Genomic DNA, 19,869 nt, shown 5'->3' on the forward strand with positions numbered 1-19,869 from the left:
GGGCGCCCCTTGGCGCCCCTTTCCTGTGTGCGGGAAAGTTTCAGAGTTCCACCTCGACGAACCCGTCGGTGATCCGGGTGCTGAATGCGGCCAGGCGCAGGCCGGGGGTGGTGAAGCATTCGCCGGTTTCGAGGTCGTAGACCTCTTTGTGCAGCGGCGAGGCGATCGTGGGGCGGGTCCCCTTGGAACCAAGGATGCCGCGGGCCATGACGTGGGCACCGGTGGCCGGATCCTGGTGCCCCACGGCGAAGACTTCATGGGGACCGGTGCGGAAGAGGGCCACCTGGCGGCCGGCAAGGAGTGCCGCCTCGCCCCAGGCCGGTTCAAGGTCGTCCACTGCGCAGACGCGGTGCCAGCCGGTCCCGAATCCGGCAGTGTCTGATTCGGCGGCGAGCGCCCCAAGTTCCAGTGTTGCCGTCATGTCCGGCTCCTCTCCTTGTGCCTGTTGTCCCTGCAAGCGGCTGCTTGTGCTGCCGTGTTCCACGCTAGGTTCCGGGTGTTTCAAGGGGGTGCGGCGAATGTGTCCGGCGGGTAAAAGAGACCTCACGCGGCCGGAAATGCGTTCGTGATGCAGAAGTTAAGTTGACGAAACAAAAGGGAAACTGAGGCGAAACTGCCCCTCCCTAGGCTGAATGCACAAGCTGCAGAGCACCGTCTGCGGCCCATGCGAAAGGCCCACAGTGACCGAACTGACTTCAAGCACCGAGACTCCGCGCCGCATCGTCGTCGCCGGCGGCGGCCCTGCGGCCCACCGTTTCGCGGACGCCATGCATGCCCGCGGCCTCGACGGCTGGGAAGTCACGGTCCTCACGGAAGAAGCCCACCTCCCCTACGACCGGGTTGCCCTTTCCAAGGCACTCACGGACACCGGCGTGGACCTGACGCTGGGAACGGCCACCATGTGGGAGCACGGTTCCCTGACGCTGAAGACCGGCGAGCGGGTGGTGAAAATCAACCCGGGCGCCAAGAGCGTGGAAACTGCTGCCGGCCACACGTACGAATATGACGAACTGGTAGTGGCGACGGGCTCGGACGCCGTGCGCCTGCCCATCCCCGGCGCCGAACATGCCCACGTGTACCGCACCCTCGAGGACGTGTGGGCCATCAACAACGCCATTGCGGAGCTCACCGCCAAGCTCGGCCGCAGGATCAACGCGGTGACCATCGGGGGCGGGCTCCTGGGCCTTGAGTCAGCCGCCGGTACCGAGCAGCTCGGCGCCACCCCCGTGGTGATCAACGGTTCGCCCTGGCTGATGAACACCCAACTGGACGAGGGCGCCGGCCAAGCCCTGGGCCGCCTGATCGAAGCCAAGGGCTTTGAAGTGCACGGCGGTGTCTTCCCGTCAGAAATTCTTTCGGACGACGACGGCCAGGTCACCGGGGTGCTCATGGCGGACGGACGTACCATCCCGGCCGACCTGGTGATCGTCGCCGTCGGCGTGAGGCCCCGCGACGAGCTCTTCCGCGCCACCGACGGCGAAGAGCAGCTTTTCAGCCTGGGCCAGCGTGGCGGGGTGGTCATCAACGACTACTGCGCCACCGAAGTCCCCGGCATCTGGGCTATTGGTGAGGTGGCCAACTTCGGCGGAATGTGCCTTGGCCTGGTGGCCCCGGCCAACACCATGGCCGAGATCGTTGCCGACCGGCTGCACGGCGGCGACGCCACCTTCCCCGGCTTCGACACCGCCACCAAGCTCAAGCTCTCCGGCGTGGACGTGGCCAGCTTCGGTGACGCCTTTGCCCGCACCGAGCACGCCCTCGAAATCGTCTACGCGGACCCGGCCCGCGGCGTCTACCAAAAGATCGTCACCACCGACGACGCCAAAACCCTCCTGGGCGGGATTTTCGTTGGGGACGCCTCTCCCTACATGAGCCTGCGCCCGCTCCTGGGCCGCGAACTTCCGGCGGAGCCCGGCGCGTTCCTGACCGCGGCAGGCGGCGGCGAAGCTCCCGAAACCGAGCTTCCCGACGACGCCACCCTCTGCTCCTGCAACAACGTCACAGCCGGCTCCATCCGGGACGCCATCAACGGCTGCGGCGCCTGCGACGGCAATGCCCCCGTCCAGGAACTCGGCGAGCTCAAGGGCTGCACCCGTGCCGGCACCCAGTGCGGTTCCTGCGTGCCCATGCTGAAGAAGCTGCTGGAAACCGAGCTGACCAAGTCCGGCGTGGAGGTTTCCAAGGCCCTGTGCGAACACATCGAACTGTCCCGCCAGGAACTCTTCGACGCCATCCGTGTCCTGGAACTGACCTCCTTCGAGGAGATCATGGCCAAGTACGGCACCGGCGCCGGCTGCGACATCTGCAAGCCCACGATCGCCAACATCCTGGCAAGCCAGAACAGCGCCTACGTGCTGGACGCCGGCCGCGGCACCCTGCAGGACACCAACGACCGCGCCCTGGCCAACATGCAGAAGGATGGCACCTATTCGGTAGTCCCCCGCATCGCCGGCGGCGAGATCACGCCCAAGAAGCTCGGTGTCATCGCCGCCGTCGCCGAAAAATACGGCCTCTACACCAAGATCACCGGCGGCCAGCGGATCGACATGTTCGGTGCCCGGCTGGAACAGCTCCCGGAAATCTGGAAGGAACTTGTGGACGCCGGGTTCGAGTCCGGCCAGGCGTACGGCAAGAGCCTGCGTACGGTGAAGTCGTGTGTAGGGTCCACCTGGTGCCGGTTCGGCGTACAGGATTCGGTGGCCATGGCCATCCAGCTTGAACTCCGCTACCGCGGCCTCCGCAGCCCGCACAAACTGAAAATGGGCGTGTCCGGCTGCGCCCGCGAATGCGCCGAGGCACGCGGCAAGGATGTGGGCGTCATTGCCACCGCTGACGGCTGGAACCTCTACGTCGGCGGCAACGGCGGGGCCACCCCCGCCCACGCCCAACTGCTGGCCAAGGACCTCGACGACGAAACCCTCATCAAGTACATCGACCGTTACTTCATGTACTACATCCGCACCGCGGACCGCCTGCAGCGTACCGCCCGGTGGCAGGAAGAGCTCGAGGGCGGCATCAAGCACGTCGAGGACGTGGTGGTCAAAGACACCCTGGGCATCGCCGCCGACCTCGAAGCGGCCATGGCGAAACACGTGGACACCTACGTCGATGAATGGGCAGACACGCTCAAGGACCCCGAACGGCTGCGCCGGTTCCGTTCCTTCGTCAACGCACCGGACCAGAAGGACGACTCCATCACGTTCGTCCCGGACGAGCGCGGCCAGATGCGGCCCGCCACCGCGGAAGAAAAAGGCAGGGTCCTGATCGGCGCTTCCATCCCGGTCCGCGCCGCCACGCCGGAAACCACTGGAAACGAGACATAACATGCAGCTCAGTATCGACCTCACCGGCCGGGACGTCCTGGTGACCGGCACCCATACTGCCGCGCGGCAGGCGATGCGTCGGTACGAAGCCGCGGGCGCCGTCGTCCACCACCTCAGCAGCCCGGGCAGCGCCCACGGCGCGCGGCTGCCGGAGCGGCTGTTCCTGGTGGCTGCCGTCGATGACGGACAGCCCGGCTGGGACGCCCTCCTGGACCGCTGCCGGGATGCCGGCATCCCGGTCGCCACCGAGCCGGCGGCCGGCCCTGCCGGGCACGTCACCTTGGTGGGCGGCGGCCCCGGCACCGGTGACCTGCTCACCGTGGCCGCGGTCAAGGCGCTCCGGGATGCGGACGTCGTCTTCTATGACCGGTTGGCCCCGTACCAGGAGCTGCCGCTGCTGACCTCCGCGGACCTGGTGGACGTCGGGAAGAAACCGGGCCACCACAAAGTCAGCCAGTCGGATATCGAGAAGCTGATGGTCGAAAGCGCCCTGGCCGGCAACAACGTGGTCCGCCTCAAAGGCGGGGACCCCTACGTCTTTGGCCGGGGCGGCGAGGAAGTGTCCGCCTGCGTGGCCGCCGGCGTCAAGGTCCACGTGGTATCCGGCGTGACCAGCGCCATCTCGGTGCCGGCAGCCGCCGGCATCCCGGTGACCCACCGCGACGTGAGCCACATGTTCACGGTGGTTTCCGGGCACGCCCCGCTGACCGAAAAAGAGCATCATCACCTGGCCGGCCTGGGCGGGACCATCGTGGTGCTCATGGGCATCGGGACCCTCCACCAGCTCGCCGCCGGCCTGCGCCGGGCCGGCATGCGCCCGGACATGCCCATGGCCGTGGTGGAACGCGGCTACCGGCCCGGCCAACGCACAACCATCGCAGACCTGGGCACCATCACCTCCGCCGCCGCCGGCTGCAGCAACCCGGCGGTCCTGGTCATCGGCGAAGTGGTGCGGGTGGCTGAGGCCAACCGGCAGCACGCCGGAGCGGCCGCTGACCTGGACAGGCTGGCGGCTTCGCTGCTGGGATCATGAAAGGATTGACCCCCATGACTGCACTTGCACCGGCCGAACCCACGCAGGCTGAAGAAGCAACTGATGCCGCGGAATCGCCGCTGGAGGGATTCCGCATCGGCGTCACCTCGGACCGGCGCTCCCGCGACCTCATCGACGCACTGGAACGGCGCGGCGCTGAAGTGCTGCATGCTCCCGCACTGAAGATTGCCCCCGTCCAGGAGGACATGCGCCTGATCGAGGACACCCGTGCCATCATCGCCGCGAAGCCGGACCTGTGCATCGCCACCACGGCCTACGGCATGCGCCGCTGGTGCGAAGCCGCAGACTCCTTCGGACTCGGCGACGAACTGTTGGAAACCCTGGGAAGCTGCCGCATGTTCGTCCGGGGACCCAAAGCCCGGGGTGCCGTCCGCGCGGCGGGCCTCGCCGACGTCGGGATCAGCAGCGACGAAACCACCGCCACCCTGGTGGACATGCTGCTCACCGAAGGCGTGCGCGGCAAGACCGTTGCCATGCAGCTGCACGGCTATACGGACGTCCGCCAAATCGAACGGCTGCGGATGTCCGGTGCCACCGTCCTGACCGTCACGCCCTACCGCTGGGTGAAGCCCGACGGCGAAGACAAGCTTCCGCGGCTGATCGAGGCCGCCTGCAACGGGAACCTGGACGTCCTCACCTTCACCAGCGCGCCGGCAGTGGACGCCATGTGGAGCACGGCCCACGAGATGGGCCTGTACAAACAGCTGGTGGAGAGCCTGAAACTGAACGTAACCACCGCCGTGGTGGGTCCCGTCACGGCACAGCCGCTGCTGGACGCCGGGGTGACTCCGCTGATCCCGGAACGCTTCCGGATGGGAGCCCTGATCCGGCTGGTCTGCGAACACCTGGCGTTGAACCATGTCAGGCGCCTGGACACCCGCTCCGGAAACATCGAGCTCCGGGGCCGCAGCCTGCGCATCGACGGCAGGCAGGTGGAACTCGCCCCCGCCCCGCTGCTGCTCCTGCGCGCGCTGCTCGGCGCCGGAGGCGCGGTCCTCTCCCGCGAATCGCTCTCGGACCTGCTGGAACTGCGTGGTTCGGTCCATGCGCTGGACATGACCGTGAGCCGGCTGCGGTCATCGCTCCCGGACGGCAAGCTCATTGAAACCGTGGTGAAACGGGGCTACCGGATCCGCGTCTGAGGTCCGGGACGCGGCCAAATGTGTCGGCCCGCTCCCGGATGAGAGGTGCGTCACGGGTTCTGTTACCGGCCGGTAAATACTGGCGAACAGGACGCTCCGAAACAGCAATGGACGGGTAACACAACCGAAAAAGCAGGCCCCTACGCTGGGTGCATCACGAAGTTCCGGCCGGTTACCGGCCACCAGCGAAAGGCCCAGCACATGTCCGCTCCGGCATCCTCCCCGTCCACCTCAGACGCAACCCGCATCGTCATCGCCGGGGCCGGACCGGCCGCCCAAGCCCTGGTCGCGCAGCTGGACCGCGCCCGTTTCACCGGCACCATCACCGTGCTGAGCAACCGGGACGACACCCCCGCCGAACTGCTGGAACTGGCCATGCTGCCCCAGGTCTCCGTGCGCTTCGGCCAGCCCGCAAGCCACATCGACGCCGCCAACCGCACCGTGGCCACCGCAGACGGCATGGAATTCACTTACGACCAGCTGGTCATCGCCACCGGTTCCGCCCCCGTAGCCAGCCCCGTTGACGGCGCCGGCCAGTGCCTGAGCTACGCCACCATCGACGACGCCCCGCGCATCGCCGAAGGCGTGCAGGAAATCACCCGTGAGCTGGGACGCAGGCCCATCGGCATCCTCGTCGGCACGGGCGCGGCCGCCGGACAGGCAGAGGCCGTCCTCCGGGCCAAGGGTGTGCGGCCCATCCGTACCACGGCCCGGCCCGCCGCCGTCGTCCCGGCCGCTGTCCCGGGCGGATCCGGCTCCGGACTGGCGTCCTCGGCCGTCGTCTTCGAGGACGGCAGCAGCATGACAGGAGACCTGGTGGTCCTGGCCGAGGAGCGGGTGTCCCGTGACAGCCTTGCTGCCACGGCCGGTGTGCGGACCGCGGCCGGCGGCGGCATCGTGATCAGCCGCGACTTCCGTACCTCGGTCCCGGGCATTTGGGCGATTGGTGACGCTGCGGCGTTCGACGGCGTGCGGCTGGGCCTGCTGGTCGCGGCGGCGTCCGCTGCCGGGGCCTGCGCCACCCAGTTGCTGACCGCGGTTGCCGCGGCGACGCCGTCTGCCACTCCCGTGCCGGCACTCCAGGTGGCCGCCTGACGGGGCCGCCCGGGTCCTCCCGCGGCGCCCGTACCCGGGCGCCCGGTACGGCCCCGGTGCGCTGTGACAAGATGGTTTCCGAAAAGAGTCACTGACGCGCCGGGCCCACAAAGCCCCTCGAGAGGACCATCATGAGCAATGAAGCCACCGTTCACGCAGGCACCGCCAAACCGGCCGGTGACGGCATCGCCTCCTACATCGATCACACACTGCTCAAGCCCGAAGCCTCGGAAGCCGAGGTGCTGAAAGTCTGCGCCGAGGCCGCCGAGTACGGGTTCAAGTCGGTCTGCGTTAACCCCGTGTGGGTCAAGACCGTCACGACGGCGCTGAAGGGCTCGGGCGTCCTCACCTGCTCCGTGGTGGGCTTTCCGCTGGGAGCGACCCCCACGGACGTGAAATCGTTCGAGGCCCGCGGCGCGGTGCTGGACGGCGCGGACGAGGTGGACATGGTGATCAACATCGCCGCTGCCAGGGCAGGCGACAAGGGCGCCCTGGCCGATGACATCGCTGCCGTGGCCGAAACCGTCCACGCCGGTGGCGCCATCCTGAAGGTCATCATCGAAACGGCCCTCCTGACCGACGAACAGAAGGTCCTCGCCTGCCAGGCGGCGGTGGAGGCAGGCGCCGACTTCGTCAAGACCTCCACAGGGTTCAACGGCGGGGGCGCCACCGTCGAAGACGTGGCCCTGATGCGCAACGCCGTGGGCCCAAACATGGGGGTCAAGGCCTCCGGCGGCGTACGGTCCCTGGCCGACGCTCAGGCTATGATTGCTGCAGGTGCAACACGAATCGGCGCCAGCTCCGGGATTGCCATCGTCAAGGGTGAACAGGGTTCAACCGCTTACTGACCGGCACCGGAAAGCCGCCACAGACCACGCCCTGCGGGGCCGAGGAGGAACACATGTCCAGCAAGATCAACGCGTCCGGCCGGGACACGACGTCGAACCAGGACATTGTCCGCACCCCGCAGAACGAGAACAACACGGCCACCAGCGCCGTCCTGTTCGTGGTCAGCTTCGCTCTGTTCCTGGGCGCCATCTACTCCTTGTCCTTCCTGACCCTGGAAAACCCCTGGCCGATGGCCGTATGCCTGGTCCTGTTCGCGCTGGCGTTCTGGATCCCGCAGACCGTGCTTGGCCGCTCCGACTCCGCAGGCGAGCACTAGGCCCAGCCAACTGGCAGTAGTTGTGGTTTGAGGCCTGATAACGGCCCACAAATGCCACGGGCTGGAACAAGCAGCAGACAGCAAAGGACCCCGGACATTGTCCGGGGTCCTTTGCTGTCTGCTGCCCAAGGCCTGTCCCTGCTAGAACCAGAGCCTGATCCAGGCCCCCGCGGCGGCGGCCACCGGGCCCCAGTGGTCCCGGGCGATCGCCCAGCCGGCCATGGACATGCCCACCATGGCGTAGGCACCGACCGGGATCAGCACCAGCCACTCGCGCTTGGATCCGGCCCGCCCCAGCAGGGGCACCGAGAGGGCGCCGTTGGCCCGCCAGACGTTCCGGAGCAGGGGCAGCCGGCGCAGGATTTTCGGCGGCCGCACCACCAGCGGCCAGAGCAGCGGCACTCCCCCGGTGGTGACCAGGTCGCCCACAATATGGACCACCACGCCGATCAGCATCGAGGTGGGCAGCCAGGTCCATTGTTCCGGCGCGAAGAACGTGACCAGGCCTGCCATCGCCAGGGCGAAGATCCAGTTTGAGATGAAGCCGTTCTTGGGAAAGAGCTTCAGCGCTTTGGCGGCGATGTTGATCAGGAACATGCACAGCAGCCCGGCGCCGACGGACAGGTGCCCCCACGGGGTATCCACATGGACCTGGGATGCCAGGCCGGCCAGGAACACGAACACCGCGGCACCCAGAATGGAATGCGTGCCCTGCCGGTGGCCGCCGCTGGCATTCTCGATACCCCGCGCGATCACATTGGACAGTGGCGGGAGCGAGTGGGCCACCGTGCTGGAGCGGTGGTCCCAGTCGCACACCAGGGCCGTGCCCGCCGTGGCCATGCCACCGATGAGGATGCCGGTGGGATCCAGTGGATACCAGCCCAGCGTGTACGGTCCCGTGGACGCAACAGCAACCCACGCCGCGGCTCCCGACGCGGCGTGGTGTCCTCCCATCATCCGCTAACCGACAGTCAGGGGAGCATCGGAGAAGATGTTCCGGATCACGCCGTTGGCCCATTCGAGGATCTCCGCGTCCTGCAGGTCCCGGCCGCCAATCCGTGCGGTTTTCGGCTTGGGGATGAGGATGGCGTCCAGTGCCGGTTTGGATTGCGAGCCCGGATACATCCGGGTCAGCCGCATCTGCTTGGACTCCGGCAGCTGGGCCGGGGAGAACTTGATGAAATTGCCCTGCAGCGCCACATCGGTCAGGCCGGCCTCGCGTGCGCCCACCCGGAACCGGGCCACGGCCACGAGGTTCTGCGCGGGCAGCGGCAGTTCGCCGTAGCGGTCCACGAGCTCGGCCATGACCTCGTCGATGGCCTCGTTGGTGACGGCGGCGGCGAGCTTCCGGTAGGCCTCCAGGCGCAGCCGTTCGCCGGGAACGTAGTCGTGCGGCAGGTGCGCGTTGACCGGCAGCTCGATCTTCATCTCCGCAGCCTTCTCTTCGGCCTCGCCGCGGAAGTCCGCCACGGCCTCGCCTACCAGGCGGATGTACAGGTCGAAGCCCACCCCCTGGATGTGGCCGGACTGTTCACCGCCCAGCAGGTTACCGGCGCCGCGGATCTCCAGGTCCTTCATGGCCAGCTGCATGCCGGCTCCCAGTTCGTTGTGCGCGGCCACCGCCTTGAGCCGTTCCAGGGCCACCTCGCCCAGGGGTTTCTCCGAGGGGTACAGGAAGTAGGCGTAGGCGCGCTCCCGGCCGCGGCCCACCCGGCCGCGCAGCTGGTGCAGCTGGGACAGGCCGTACTTGTCCGCGCCATCCACGATCAGGGTGTTGGCGTTGGAGATGTCCAGCCCGGTCTCGATGATGGTGGTGCAGACCAGGACGTCGAAGCGCTTCTCCCAGAAGTCCACGATGATCTGTTCCAGCCGGCTCTCGGACATCTTGCCGTGCGCCACCTCCACGCGCGCCTCAGGCACCAGTTCGCGGATCTTGGCGGCGGTGCGCTCGATCGTGGAGACCCGGTTGTGGACGAAGAACACCTGTCCTTCACGCATCAGCTCGCGGCGGATCGCGGCGGAGGTCTGCTTGTCCGTGTACGGGCCGACATAGGTCAGCACCGGGTGCCGTTCTTCGGGCGGGGTGGCCAGGGTGGAGGTTTCCCGGATGCCGGTCAGGGACATCTCCAGCGTGCGCGGAATGGGGGTGGCGCTCATGGCCAGCACGTCCACGTTGGTGCGCATCTTCTTCAGCGCTTCCTTGTGTTCCACGCCGAACCGCTGTTCCTCGTCAACGATCACCAGGCCCAGGTCCTTGAACTCGAAGTCCTTGGACAACAACCGGTGCGTGCCGATCACCACGTCCACGGCGCCGCTCTTGACGCCCTCGGCGGTTTCCTTGGACTCCTTCGCGGACTGGAAGCGGGAGAGCGGCTTGACCCGGAGCGGGAAGCCGGAGAACCGTTCGGTGAACGTCTCATAGTGCTGCTGGGCCAGCAGCGTGGTGGGCACCAGCACGGCCACTTGCTTGCCGTCCTGCACGGCCTTGAACGCCGCCCGTACCGCGATCTCAGTCTTGCCGTAGCCGACGTCGCCGGACACCAGGCGGTCCATGGGGATTTCCCGCTCCATGTCCGCCTTGACCTCGTTGATGGTGGTCAGCTGGTCCGGGGTTTCCACGTACGGGAAGGCTTCCTCGAGCTCGCGCTGCCAGGGCGTGTCCGGGCCGAACGCGTGGCCGCGGGAGGCCATCCGGGCCGAGTACAGCCGGATCAGTTCACCGGCGATCTCCTTGACAGCCTTCCGCGCCTTGGACTTGGTGCTGGCCCAGTCCGCGCCGCCCATCTTGCTCAGGACGGGGGTGTCGCCGCCCACGTAGCGGGTCACCTGGTCCAGCTGGTCCGTGGGGACGAACAACCTGTCGCCGGGGGCCCCGCGCTTGGCCGGCGCGTATTCCAGGACCAGGTATTCACGGACGCCGTCCCCGCCGCCTGCCACCTTGCGCTGGATCAGTTCCACGAACCGGCCAATGCCGTGCTGTTCGTGGACCACATGGTCCCCCGCCACCAGCTGCAGGGGGTCGACGGCGTTGCGCCGCTTGGAGGGCATCTTCCGCATGTCCTTGGTGGACCCGGCGGAGGTACGGCCCAGGAGATCGGCTTCGGTGAGCAGGCCAAGTTTGAGCCCGTCCAGGACAAAACCGCGGCCGACGGCGGCGGTGGTCACCTCGATGATGCCCGCCTGGGGTTCGTGGTCCAGGCTGTCCACGCGGGCGCAGGGGATGTCGTTTTCGTGGAACAGCTCGGCCAGGCGCTGGGCGGGCCCGGGGCCCTCGGTGGCCACCACGATCCGCCATTGGTCCCGCACGTGGGAGCCGATGAAGTCCATCATCTCGGCGACGTCGCCCTGGTAGCCGCGGGGTTCACGGGCGTGCAGGTTCAGGACGTCGATCTCGGGCAGCAGTTCGGCGTCCTGCGCCAGCGACGTGATGGACCACCAGGACACCCCGTGCCCCAGCGCGGAGCTGCGGGTCTCGGCCAGCGACCGGAAGCTCGCCGAATGGAGCGCGGCGCTGGCCTGGGAGCTGAGGTCCAGGGGCGCGGCTCCGCCGTCGGATGCCGTGGACCAGGCCGCTTCGAGGAACTCCTCGTTGGTAGCGGCGAGGTCGTGGGCGCGGGTGCGCACCTTCTCCGGCTCAATCACCACGGCGATGGAGTCAGCGGGCAGCTGGTCCACGAACGGGACCATCGCGTCCACCAGTACCGGGGCCAGGGATTCCATGCCCTCCACCGCGATGCCGCCGGCGATCTTTTCGAGCATGTCGGCAGCGGCCGGCAGCTGGGACTTCAATGTGGCGGCGCGGGACATCACGGACGGCGTGATGAGGATTTCGCGGCACGGTGGCGCGTGCAGTTCCGTGGGGTGGTGGATGCCCGGGGCGGACAGCGAGCGCTGGTCGGCAACGGCGAACCACCGCATCTGGTCCACTTCGTCCCCGAAGAACTCCACCCGGATGGGGTGGTCCTCGGTGGGCGGGAAGACGTCGATGATGCCGCCGCGGACGGCGAATTCGCCGCGGTGCGTCACCATGTCCACCCGGGCGTAGGCCGCGTCCGCGAGGCGCCTCACCACATCGGAGAACGGCACCTCCTGGCCGGCCTTCAACGTCACCGGAACCAGGTCGCCCAAGCCGGCCACCACCGGCTGGACCACGGCCCGTACAGGCGCGACGACGACCCGCAGCCGGGCCGTCGTCGAACTTTCCGGGTGGGCCAGGCGGCGCAGGACGGAGAGCCGGCGCCCCACGGTGTCCGAGCGCGGCGACAGCCGCTCGTGCGGAAGGGTTTCCCAACTGGGGAACTCGGCTACGGTGTCAGCCGGCAGGTAGGCGCGCAGGGCCGCGGAAAGGTCCTCGGCTTCCCGGCCGGTGGCCGTCACGGCAAGCACCACCCCCGGGTCGCCGCCGTCTGCGGATGCGGCCAGGCCGTCTGCCATCTCCGCCAGCAGTACGGGCCGCAGGCCGGCAGGAGCACTGATCTGGTAGTCCTGACCGCGGACCTCGAAGCCGCGTGCGGCCTCGGCCCGGACCCGGCCGAAGGTGCGGTCCGGTTCCAGGGCACGGCGCAGGCCATCCAGCGTGGGGACCGCGCCGGAGCTGCCGGCGCGGGTTTTACCGGTGCTGGACGTGCCGGCGGCGGACTGGCCGGAAAGACTCATGGCAGAAGCTCCTGTGGTGTTCATGAAGATCGCAGGCAACGCGAAAACCCGAAATTCGCTGCGAATCCCGGGGACTTCCAGCCTACCGCGCGGGACCGACATGGCAGAGCGGCGACAGCGGGCCTAGGCTGGCACTGCCATCGCATTCGGCGTCGGAGCGGCCGTCCGGACAGGACTCCGCTCCGAATCACAGGGGACGAACAGGAGCGAGTATGAGCGAAATGACTGCCCGGCCAGCACCAAAGACCGTCCTTGTCACCGGTGCCACCGGCTACATCGGCGGCCGGCTGGTCCCAAAGCTGCTGGAAGCAGGCCACACGGTCAAGGTCCTGGTCCGCTCCCCCGACAAGATCGCCGGCGTGCCCTGGCGAGCCCGGGTGGACGTGGTGGAAAGCAGCCTGGACGACGGCGCCGCCCTCCGCGAAGCCCTTGCCGGCGTCGACGTGTTCTACTACCTGGTGCACTCCATGGCCGCCGGCGCAGGATTCGAGGCGAAGGAACAGGCCATGGCCCGGACGGCGGCGGATGCTGCCGCAGCCGCCGGAGTCAGCCGGATCGTCTACCTGGGCGGGCTGCATCCGAAGGGCGTGGAGCTTTCCACGCACATGCGTTCACGCGAGGCTGTGGGCCAGGTTTTCCTGGACAGTCCGGTGGATTCGGTCGTGTACCAGGCGGGCGTGGTGATCGGTTCCGGCTCCGCCTCATTCGAGATGATCCGCCACCTGTCCGAGACCCTGCCCCTCATGCCGGCGCCAAGCTGGGTGCGGAACCGGATCGAGGCCATCGCCGTCCGTGATGTGCTCTACTACCTGGTGGCTGCGGCGTCCTTGGAGGGCCCCATCAACCGGACCTTCGACATCGGGTGCCGGCAGGTCCTGACCTACGCCAGGATGATGCAGGAATACTCTGCCGAGGCCGGCCTGCCCTACCGGGTGGTGCTGGCGCTGCCCGTGCCGGCGCCCAAACTGGCAGGCATATGGGTGGCCCTGACAACACCCATTCCCTGGTCCATGGCCGTCCCCCTGGTCCAGTCGCTGCAGCACGACGCGGTGTCCAATGAGCACGACATCGACCAGTTCATTCCACAGCCCGACGGCGGCCTGACCCCGTACCGCACCGCCGTGGCCCTGGCGCTGGGCAAGGAACGGGACGGCCAGGTGGAGACCACGTGGGCGAATGCCGGCGCGGATTCCGACCCGCTGCCCAGCGACCCGGAGTGGGCCGGTCACAAGGTGTATATCGACGAGCGGACGTTCCACGGAGACGTGGACCCGGCCCATGTCTGGACCATTATCGAGGGCATCGGCGGCCGCAACGGCTGGTACTCGCTGCCCTTGGCCTGGCAGGTGCGGGGCTGGCTGGACAAGCTGACCGGCGGCGCCGGTCTGCTGCGCGGCCGCCGCGACCCGCACACCCTTGCCGTTGGTGAAGTGGTGGACTGGTGGCGGGTGGAACGGATCGACCGCGGCCGGCTGCTCCGGCTGCGGGCTGAAATGCGCGCGCCCGGCCGCGCCTGGCTGGAGCTCTCCGTGGAGCCCGACGGGGGCGGCAGCCGCTACCGGCAGCGGGCCATTTTCTTCCCGAAAGGCCTGAGTGGACGGCTCTACTGGCTGGCCGTTCTTCCCTTCCACAGCGTGATCTTCCCGGCCATGGCCCGGAACATCACCGCGGCAGCCCAAAAGCTGGCCGATGCGGAGCGCGAACAGGTGACCCCGTAGGATGTTGGAGGCGTAAATCCTTTCCCGACGTCCCAGGAGGACCCATGGCGCTGAGCGCAACCACCACCATTCCGCACTCCGTTGACAGCGTTGCCGCTGTGCTGGTGAACGAGGATTTCCAGCGCCACGTCAGCCGGCTGGTGGGCGGGGAACTGGAGTCTTTCACCGTCGACGGCGACACCGCCGGCGCCTTCAGCGCCACCTCGGTGCGGACCCTTCCCACCACCCGGCTGCCCGAGATCGCCCGCAAGTTCGTCGGCGAGAACCTCAAGGTGACCCAGGTGGAAAACTGGGACGCCCCCGCCGCTGACGGTTCCCGCCAGAGCAACATCTCACTGAAGATCGCCGGCGCCCCGGTGGACGTCACGGCCGTGCAGCGGCTGGTGGCCGACGCCGGCGGAACCCGGGTGGAACTTGAGGGCGCAGTGAAGTCCTCCGTGCCGTTCCTGGGCGGAAAAATCGCCGACGCCGCGGAGCCCATGGTGGCCAAGGCACTGAACCTGCAGGCCACGCAGGCGCAGGCCTGGCTGGAAAGCCACTAGCACATGGCGCTTCCCGTTTTCGCTGCGCTGGTCCTGATTATCGCCGGCGTCTGGTCGCTGGTGGTCTGGCCGCAGTTCCTGCGCCGGGTCATGAACGATCCCCGGGCCCGCGACAACGCGGGCAAGGCCACCAGGTTCCTCACCGTGCACGTGGTGCTGGTCAGCATCTCCATGGTGCTGGGACTCGCCACCGCCGTCATCGGCGTCCTGGGGCTGCTGGGCTGAGTCGGCCCTCCTCGCACGAAAAACAGCCCGGATCTTCCTCCTGTTGGAGGCAGGATCCGGGCTGTTTTTGCGTTTAGCCTGGCTTCCCGGTCAGGCCGCCTGGTTCAGGGCGTCCTCCGCGGCCACCCAGGAAATCATGGCGCACTTGACCCGGGCCGCGTAGCGGGCAACCCCTTCAAACGCCGCGGCGTCACCCAATAGTTCGGGGTCGGCCTGGACCTTGCCGCGCGAGCGGAGCACCTCACGGAAGCTCTCGATCACCTGGTGGAGCTCGGCAACGGTCAGTCCCGGGGCGAGTTCGGAGAGGACCGACGCCGAGGCCATGGAAATGGAGCAGCCGGCTCCGTCCCACGCCACCTGGGCCACTTTCCCGTCCTGCACCGCCAGCCGGAGGGTGACTTCGTCACCGCACACCGGGTTGAGCTGGTGCGACTGGCCCGTTGCCGCGTCGGCCGGGGCAGCGGTAACGGAAAGCCCACTGCCGTGGCGGGCCTTGGAGTGGTCCAGGATGATCTGCTGGTACAGCTGGTCGAGGCTCATGGTGGCACCCTTCGTGTTCTCCGCTAGGCGCGGAAGTAGGCCCGAACGCCGGCTACGGCTTCAAGGAAGCGGTCCACGTCATCGGTGGTGTTGTACAGGTAGGCGCTGGCGCGGGTGGTGGCGGTCAGCCCAAGCCGCCGGTGCAGCGGCTGGGCGCAGTGGTGCCCGACGCGCACGGCGATTCCGCGGGAGTCCAGGAACTGCCCGACGTCGTGGGCGTGGACGCCGTCGACGTCGAAAGCGGCCAGGCCGATCCGTTCCTTTCCGGCCGCCGGGCCCAGGACCCTGACGCCGGGAATGGCATCCAGGCCCACCACCATGCGCTGGCCGAGTCCGGATTCCCACGTATGGATCCGATCCAGCCCGGTTTCGGTGAGGTAGTTGGCTGCGGCGGCCAACGCTACGGCCTGGGAGATCCGCTGGGTGCCGGCTTCGAAGCGTTGTGGTGCGGGAAGGTATTCGGCCCGCTCCATGGTGACAGTGGTGATCATGGATCCGCCCGTCAGGAACGGCGGCAGGATGTCCAGGAGTTCCTGACGGCCGTACAGCACACCAATGCCCGTGGGGGCCAGCATCTTGTGGCCGGAGAGCACCGCGAAGTCCACGTCGAGATCCTTGACGTTCAACGGCAGGTGCGGGGCTGACTGGCAGGCGTCCAGGACCACCAGGGCCCCGGCGGCACGGCCCAGGGCCGTCAGCTCCTGCACCGGGTTGATGATGCCCAGGACGTTGGAAGCATGCGTGAAGGCAAGTACCTTGGTCCGGCTCCCGATAACCTCGGCTGCGGCGTCCATCCGCAGGTTGCCGTCGTCATCGATGGGAATATGGCGGAGCGTCGCCCCGGTACGGAAAGCCAGTTCCTGCCACGGAATCAGGTTGGCGTGGTGCTCCATCTCCGTCACCACGATCTGGTCCCCGGGCCCGAGCGCCAGTTCCCGCAGGCCCTGGTCGCCGCGGCCTTGGGCGGCCCAGAGGCCGGCGTTGGACAACGCGTACGAGATGAGGTTCAGCCCCTCGGTAGCGTTCGAGGTCCAGATGGTCTCTTCATAGCCGGCACCGATGAAGTCGGCCATGGTTTGCCTGGCATCCTCGAAGGCTTCGGTGGCCTCCACCGCAAGATGGTGTGCGCCGCGGTGCACGGCGGCGTTGCGCTGCTCGTAGAACTCCTGTTCGGCTTCGATGACGCTGACCGGGTTCTGGGAGGTGGCGCCGGAGTCCAGGTACACCAATGGCTGCCCGTTGACCAGTTGGTTCAGCACGGGGAAGTCGTTGCGGATGCGCAGCACTTCTGCGTTGTCCATGACCGGGAGGGCGCGTTCCAGTGTGGCTGGCGTTGATACTACGGCCAAAACGAACTCCTTGGGCTGCCAATGTCTGACACCCAATTGTCCCACAACACGGCTGTGGCGGCCGCCCGGAGGGGCAGCCGCCACCGCTGCCCCGGGCTTCAGCCGAGGGAGCAGAGGGCCGGCGACGGCTGGGGGGAGAGTCTCGGTCTCAGAAGACTCTGACGTCGCCGGCCCCGTCTGTGCCCGGTCCGTGGGGACCGGAAATGTGAGGGGCCTCAATGTCCTGATCGGCTGCTCCGCGGCTTCCAGCCTGCCGCTTTGCTTTGCCTCTTTAAGTAAATCCGGTAGTGCCCTCCGGTACACGAGTAGGGTGTACTCGATTCCTTGGGGGTGCACTACCGGGCCCGGGGCAGGTACACGCCAGGGGACGCGGCAGTGAGCCCGGGGAGCCTCAACCCAGGGCCAGGGCCCGGGGCACGTAACAGCCACGGCACACGCCACGGCGCAGCCGGGACTACTTGGGCAGGGCTGTCTCCAGCTCATCGCGGCTGCGGACGCCCAGCTTGACGTAAGTGCGGTACAGGTGGCCTTCCACCGTGCGCACCGACACCATGAGGCGTTGGGCGATCTCCCGGTCGGTCAGTCCCTGGACGGCCAGCTCGACGATGTCCTGCTCACGGCGGGTGAGATGGACCGCGGGTGCGGCGGCGATGAAGCGTCCCTCACGGAAGCGTTCACCAAGTTCGTGGTCGCACTTTTCCCGCTGGGCCACCGCCTGCCGGGACCGGCGGCGTTCGCCGGTCTGTTCCAGCACGGTACTGGCACGGGCGTAGGCCTCCCGGGCCAGGTTGACAAAGGCTGCTTCCTCCAGCGAGGCAGCCGTTGCCATCAGGGCGTCGCCGTCAGCGTTTTCCCACGCCTCGGCCAAGGTCAGGAGAGCTTCCGCCCAGCGGCCTTCCACGCCCCGGGCAACCGTCTGGACCATGGGAATCACCGAGGGATCCCCCAGGTCCCAGCACATGGCCAGGACTTCCAGGAGGTTGCCGCCCCTCGCGGCCGCCTCCGTCGTCGTCATCAGCGTCTGCAGCGCAGCCAGCCCCTTGCCGTCACGGGCCGTGTATTCCGCCGCCGCTGCCACGTACGCCTCGGCCAGGAGGTCGTGGGCGGGGCTGCAGGCGGAGGCGTCCTTTTGATCCTGTTCCAGCCGTCTCGCCTGTTCGGCGTCGCCGAGCCTCGCGGCCACGTAATAGCCCAGGGCCGTGCCAAAGCGGTACAGCTGCAACGGATCGTTGAGCCTCAGGGCCTCCACTGCGGGCAGCAACACCTGGTAGGCCCGTTCCATTCGGCCCTGCCGAAGCAGGGAGTAGCCGCGGAGTACGTTCAGGCTCCCGTCAAAGGTATCCGCACTCGCGCCGTGGCCGGCCGCGTAGCTGTTCAGTTCCCGCTCAGCCGATTCCCATTCGCCCATGGCCAGGTAGTCGGACACCAGCCGGCCCAGCACGAACTCAGGAAAGAAGAAAAGGCTGCCTTCCAGCGGAGGAAGCTCCGATGCCGCCAACATGGCAGCGTCCAACCCCTGGACAGGACGCCCTGCAGCAGCCAGGGCATGCGCCAGGAGTGCCTCTGCCAAGGCACGCAGCGGCTCTCCCCCGGAGCCCGCCGCGTTAAGTTTCCGGATCCTGCCGACCTCGTCGCCGAGTGCTTGGAAGTTGACGTCGGCGCCGAGCTGCAGGAGCCGCAGCAGCTCCGCCGGCCACGTTCCATCCTGGCCGGATTGCGGACAGGCCCGTTCCACGTCCTCCGCAACATCCGCCAGCAGCCGGCCATTGGCCTGGTGGGCCGATACACGGAGCAACAGGGTTGCCGGCCCCTGCGGGTCCGCGGCCAGCGGGAGCCAGCATTCGTCCAGGAGCGCCGCGGCGTCCTGGTAGGAGCCTTCGTTGTAGAGGGCCCGGGCCTGAATGGCCTGGGCCATGGGAATCAGGGCGGGGTTCCGGATCCTGGCCGCGATGGACCGTGCACTGTGGTTGCGGTACCTCAGCAATGCCACTCTTGCGGCGGCCAGCATCTCGTCGTCGCTGACCCGGAGGCCACACTCCAGCGCCCACTCCACTGAGCGGAGCCGGCCTTCCCCCTGCAACAATCCGGGGTCCTGGTGCGCCTTGACCTTCTCCAACAGCTGGAGGCTGCGGGAGACCGATACCGTGTCCCTGATGGCGCCGGCGAACAGCGCGTTCCAGAGGTACAGTTCCGAGGGAACCCCGGGGGTCTCGACAATCATCTGCTGGTCCAGCAGGGAACGGACCACCGCAGCCCCACTGATGTCCTCGATGACTTTGCGGCCCACCGGGCCGGCCAAGGCAATGAGCTTCAGGGCTTCCTGTTCCTCGGGTCCGCGGCGCAGATGGTCCTTGGCGACCACCGCTGCAAGCCGGGGCCCGTCAGCCGGGAGATCGCCGAGCAGCATCCAGATTCCGTTGCGTTTGGCCAGTACGCCGGCCTCTGCGGCGTCATGCAGCAAGGCATCGAGGATTCGGGGATTTCCACTCGAAGCGCTCCAGATGGCGTCCACGGTGGCAGCTGGAATGGTCCCATCCAGGACGTGGGCCAGGACTTCCTCGATCTGTTCCCGGTTCAGGGGCCGGAGATCCACGCGCTCGGCAAGTCCGTCGTACCAGAGCTGCTCCAGCGGCTGAGGGAGGCCGGGCCGGGGCCGGGCGGCCGCCAGCACGGTTGCCCATCCCGCCGAGATCAGCTCAGCCAGCACCCCTGCCGAGGCCTCATCCAGGTGATGGGCGTCGTCCACCGCAAGCAGGACTGCCGAGCCGTTGCCGGTTTTCAGCTTTTCAAAGTACGACCACATCGAGCGCAGCACGGCGACCGGCGAGACCGACTCCTCGGCCGTGAGTTCGCCCGTATACGGGGTCAGGACCCCGAACGGCACCCCGGAAAGGGCTGAACTGGCATGGACGCGCACCACGTTAAGATGCCCGGCGAGCCGCTCGGTCACGGCGTCGGTCACCGCCGATTTTCCAATCCCCGGGCCGGCCATGATGAAGACAGCATGGTTGGTGCCATTGCGGACCAGGTTGCAGATCCGGTCCACGGGCTCCCGCCGCC

15 protein-coding genes are annotated in these 19,869 nt (G+C 67.9%); 9 read left to right on the plus strand and 6 right to left on the minus strand.

Annotated elements, in window-relative coordinates:
* Positions 1-40: 40 nt before the first annotated feature.
* Positions 41-421 carry a nitrite reductase small subunit NirD gene (gene nirD, locus QRN53_RS08980; RefSeq protein WP_285243664.1) on the minus strand — a complete coding sequence of 127 codons (381 nt, stop codon included), beginning with the start codon at positions 419-421 and terminating at the stop codon, positions 41-43.
* Positions 422-680: 259 nt separating this feature from the next.
* Between nirD and nirB the strand changes: the two genes are divergently transcribed.
* From nirB to QRN53_RS09010, 6 genes are all read left to right on the plus strand, one after another.
* Positions 681-3,323, plus strand: coding sequence for a nitrite reductase large subunit NirB (nirB, locus tag QRN53_RS08985; protein ID WP_285243665.1), 2,643 nt, complete (start codon positions 681-683; stop codon positions 3,321-3,323).
* 1 nt (position 3,324) lies between these two features.
* A complete protein-coding gene (gene cobA, locus QRN53_RS08990) occupies positions 3,325-4,356 on the plus strand; it encodes a uroporphyrinogen-III C-methyltransferase (RefSeq protein ID WP_285243666.1) in 1,032 nt (343 codons plus the stop codon).
* Positions 4,357-4,370: 14 nt separating this feature from the next.
* On the plus strand, positions 4,371-5,519 hold the full coding sequence (locus QRN53_RS08995) for a uroporphyrinogen-III synthase (RefSeq protein WP_285243667.1): 1,149 nt from the start codon (positions 4,371-4,373) through the stop codon (positions 5,517-5,519).
* 201 nt (positions 5,520-5,720) lie between these two features.
* Positions 5,721-6,614, plus strand: coding sequence for an FAD-dependent oxidoreductase (locus QRN53_RS09000; protein ID WP_285243668.1), 894 nt, complete (start codon positions 5,721-5,723; stop codon positions 6,612-6,614).
* A gap of 131 nt (positions 6,615-6,745) precedes the next feature.
* Complete coding sequence (gene deoC, locus QRN53_RS09005; RefSeq protein WP_285243669.1) at positions 6,746-7,462, plus strand: deoxyribose-phosphate aldolase; 717 nt, start codon at positions 6,746-6,748, stop codon at positions 7,460-7,462.
* 53 nt (positions 7,463-7,515) lie between these two features.
* Positions 7,516-7,779, plus strand: coding sequence for a hypothetical protein (locus tag QRN53_RS09010; RefSeq protein ID WP_285243670.1), 264 nt, complete (start codon positions 7,516-7,518; stop codon positions 7,777-7,779).
* Positions 7,780-7,920: 141 nt separating this feature from the next.
* Here the strand turns inward: QRN53_RS09010 and QRN53_RS09015 are convergent, their stop codons facing one another.
* Together QRN53_RS09015 and mfd are read right to left on the minus strand one after the other, a co-directional pair.
* Positions 7,921-8,736 carry a metal-dependent hydrolase gene (locus tag QRN53_RS09015; protein ID WP_285243671.1) on the minus strand — a complete coding sequence of 272 codons (816 nt, stop codon included), beginning with the start codon at positions 8,734-8,736 and terminating at the stop codon, positions 7,921-7,923.
* 3 nt (positions 8,737-8,739) lie between these two features.
* Positions 8,740-12,435, minus strand: coding sequence for a transcription-repair coupling factor (mfd, locus tag QRN53_RS09020; protein ID WP_285243672.1), 3,696 nt, complete (start codon positions 12,433-12,435; stop codon positions 8,740-8,742).
* Between the two features lie 212 nt (positions 12,436-12,647).
* On the opposite strand from mfd, the gene QRN53_RS09025 reads away from it, so the two are divergent.
* Genes QRN53_RS09025 through QRN53_RS09035 form a run of 3 tightly spaced genes read left to right on the plus strand, consistent with a single transcriptional unit; the run spans position 12,648 to position 14,920 of the window.
* Positions 12,648-14,153, plus strand: a complete 1,506-nt coding sequence (locus QRN53_RS09025) for an SDR family oxidoreductase (RefSeq protein ID WP_285243673.1) — start codon at positions 12,648-12,650, stop codon at positions 14,151-14,153.
* A 44-nt stretch (positions 14,154-14,197) separates the two neighbouring features.
* Positions 14,198-14,695, plus strand: coding sequence for a DUF2505 domain-containing protein (locus QRN53_RS09030; protein ID WP_285243674.1), 498 nt, complete (start codon positions 14,198-14,200; stop codon positions 14,693-14,695).
* A 3-nt stretch (positions 14,696-14,698) separates the two neighbouring features.
* Positions 14,699-14,920, plus strand: coding sequence for an SCO4848 family membrane protein (locus tag QRN53_RS09035; protein WP_285243675.1), 222 nt, complete (start codon positions 14,699-14,701; stop codon positions 14,918-14,920).
* Positions 14,921-15,010: 90 nt separating this feature from the next.
* Here QRN53_RS09035 and sufU read toward each other — a convergent pair whose 3' ends face one another.
* The 3 genes from sufU to QRN53_RS09050 form a co-directional block, all read right to left on the minus strand.
* On the minus strand, positions 15,011-15,460 hold the full coding sequence (gene sufU / locus QRN53_RS09040) for a Fe-S cluster assembly sulfur transfer protein SufU (RefSeq protein ID WP_285243676.1): 450 nt from the start codon (positions 15,458-15,460) through the stop codon (positions 15,011-15,013).
* A 23-nt stretch (positions 15,461-15,483) separates the two neighbouring features.
* On the minus strand, positions 15,484-16,809 hold the full coding sequence (locus tag QRN53_RS09045) for a SufS family cysteine desulfurase (protein WP_285243677.1): 1,326 nt from the start codon (positions 16,807-16,809) through the stop codon (positions 15,484-15,486).
* A 454-nt stretch (positions 16,810-17,263) separates the two neighbouring features.
* The gene (locus QRN53_RS09050; RefSeq protein WP_285243678.1) at positions 17,264-19,855 is read right to left on the minus strand and encodes a LuxR C-terminal-related transcriptional regulator; all 2,592 of its coding nucleotides are present in this window, start codon (positions 19,853-19,855) and stop codon (positions 17,264-17,266) included.
* Between the last annotated feature and the right edge of the window lie 14 nt (positions 19,856-19,869).

It is taken from the genome of Pseudarthrobacter sp. fls2-241-R2A-127, assembly GCF_030209355.1.
GTDB lineage: Bacteria > Actinomycetota > Actinomycetes > Actinomycetales > Micrococcaceae > Arthrobacter.

Coding starts and splice junctions, on each gene's coding strand:
- QRN53_RS08995 (WP_285243667.1), top strand. CDS start 4,371: ATGACTGCACTTGCACCGGCCGAACCCACGCAGGCTGAAGAAGCAACT.
- deoC (WP_285243669.1), top strand. CDS start 6,746: ATGAGCAATGAAGCCACCGTTCACGCAGGCACCGCCAAACCGGCCGGT.
- QRN53_RS09000 (WP_285243668.1), top strand. CDS start 5,721: ATGTCCGCTCCGGCATCCTCCCCGTCCACCTCAGACGCAACCCGCATC.
- cobA (WP_285243666.1), top strand. CDS start 3,325: ATGCAGCTCAGTATCGACCTCACCGGCCGGGACGTCCTGGTGACCGGC.
- QRN53_RS09010 (WP_285243670.1), top strand. CDS start 7,516: ATGTCCAGCAAGATCAACGCGTCCGGCCGGGACACGACGTCGAACCAG.
- mfd (WP_285243672.1), bottom strand. CDS start 12,435: ATGAGTCTTTCCGGCCAGTCCGCCGCCGGCACGTCCAGCACCGGTAAA.
- sufU (WP_285243676.1), bottom strand. CDS start 15,460: ATGAGCCTCGACCAGCTGTACCAGCAGATCATCCTGGACCACTCCAAG.
- QRN53_RS09030 (WP_285243674.1), top strand. CDS start 14,198: ATGGCGCTGAGCGCAACCACCACCATTCCGCACTCCGTTGACAGCGTT.
- QRN53_RS09015 (WP_285243671.1), bottom strand. CDS start 8,736: ATGATGGGAGGACACCACGCCGCGTCGGGAGCCGCGGCGTGGGTTGCT.
- QRN53_RS09025 (WP_285243673.1), top strand. CDS start 12,648: ATGAGCGAAATGACTGCCCGGCCAGCACCAAAGACCGTCCTTGTCACC.
- nirD (WP_285243664.1), bottom strand. CDS start 421: ATGACGGCAACACTGGAACTTGGGGCGCTCGCCGCCGAATCAGACACT.
- QRN53_RS09035 (WP_285243675.1), top strand. CDS start 14,699: ATGGCGCTTCCCGTTTTCGCTGCGCTGGTCCTGATTATCGCCGGCGTC.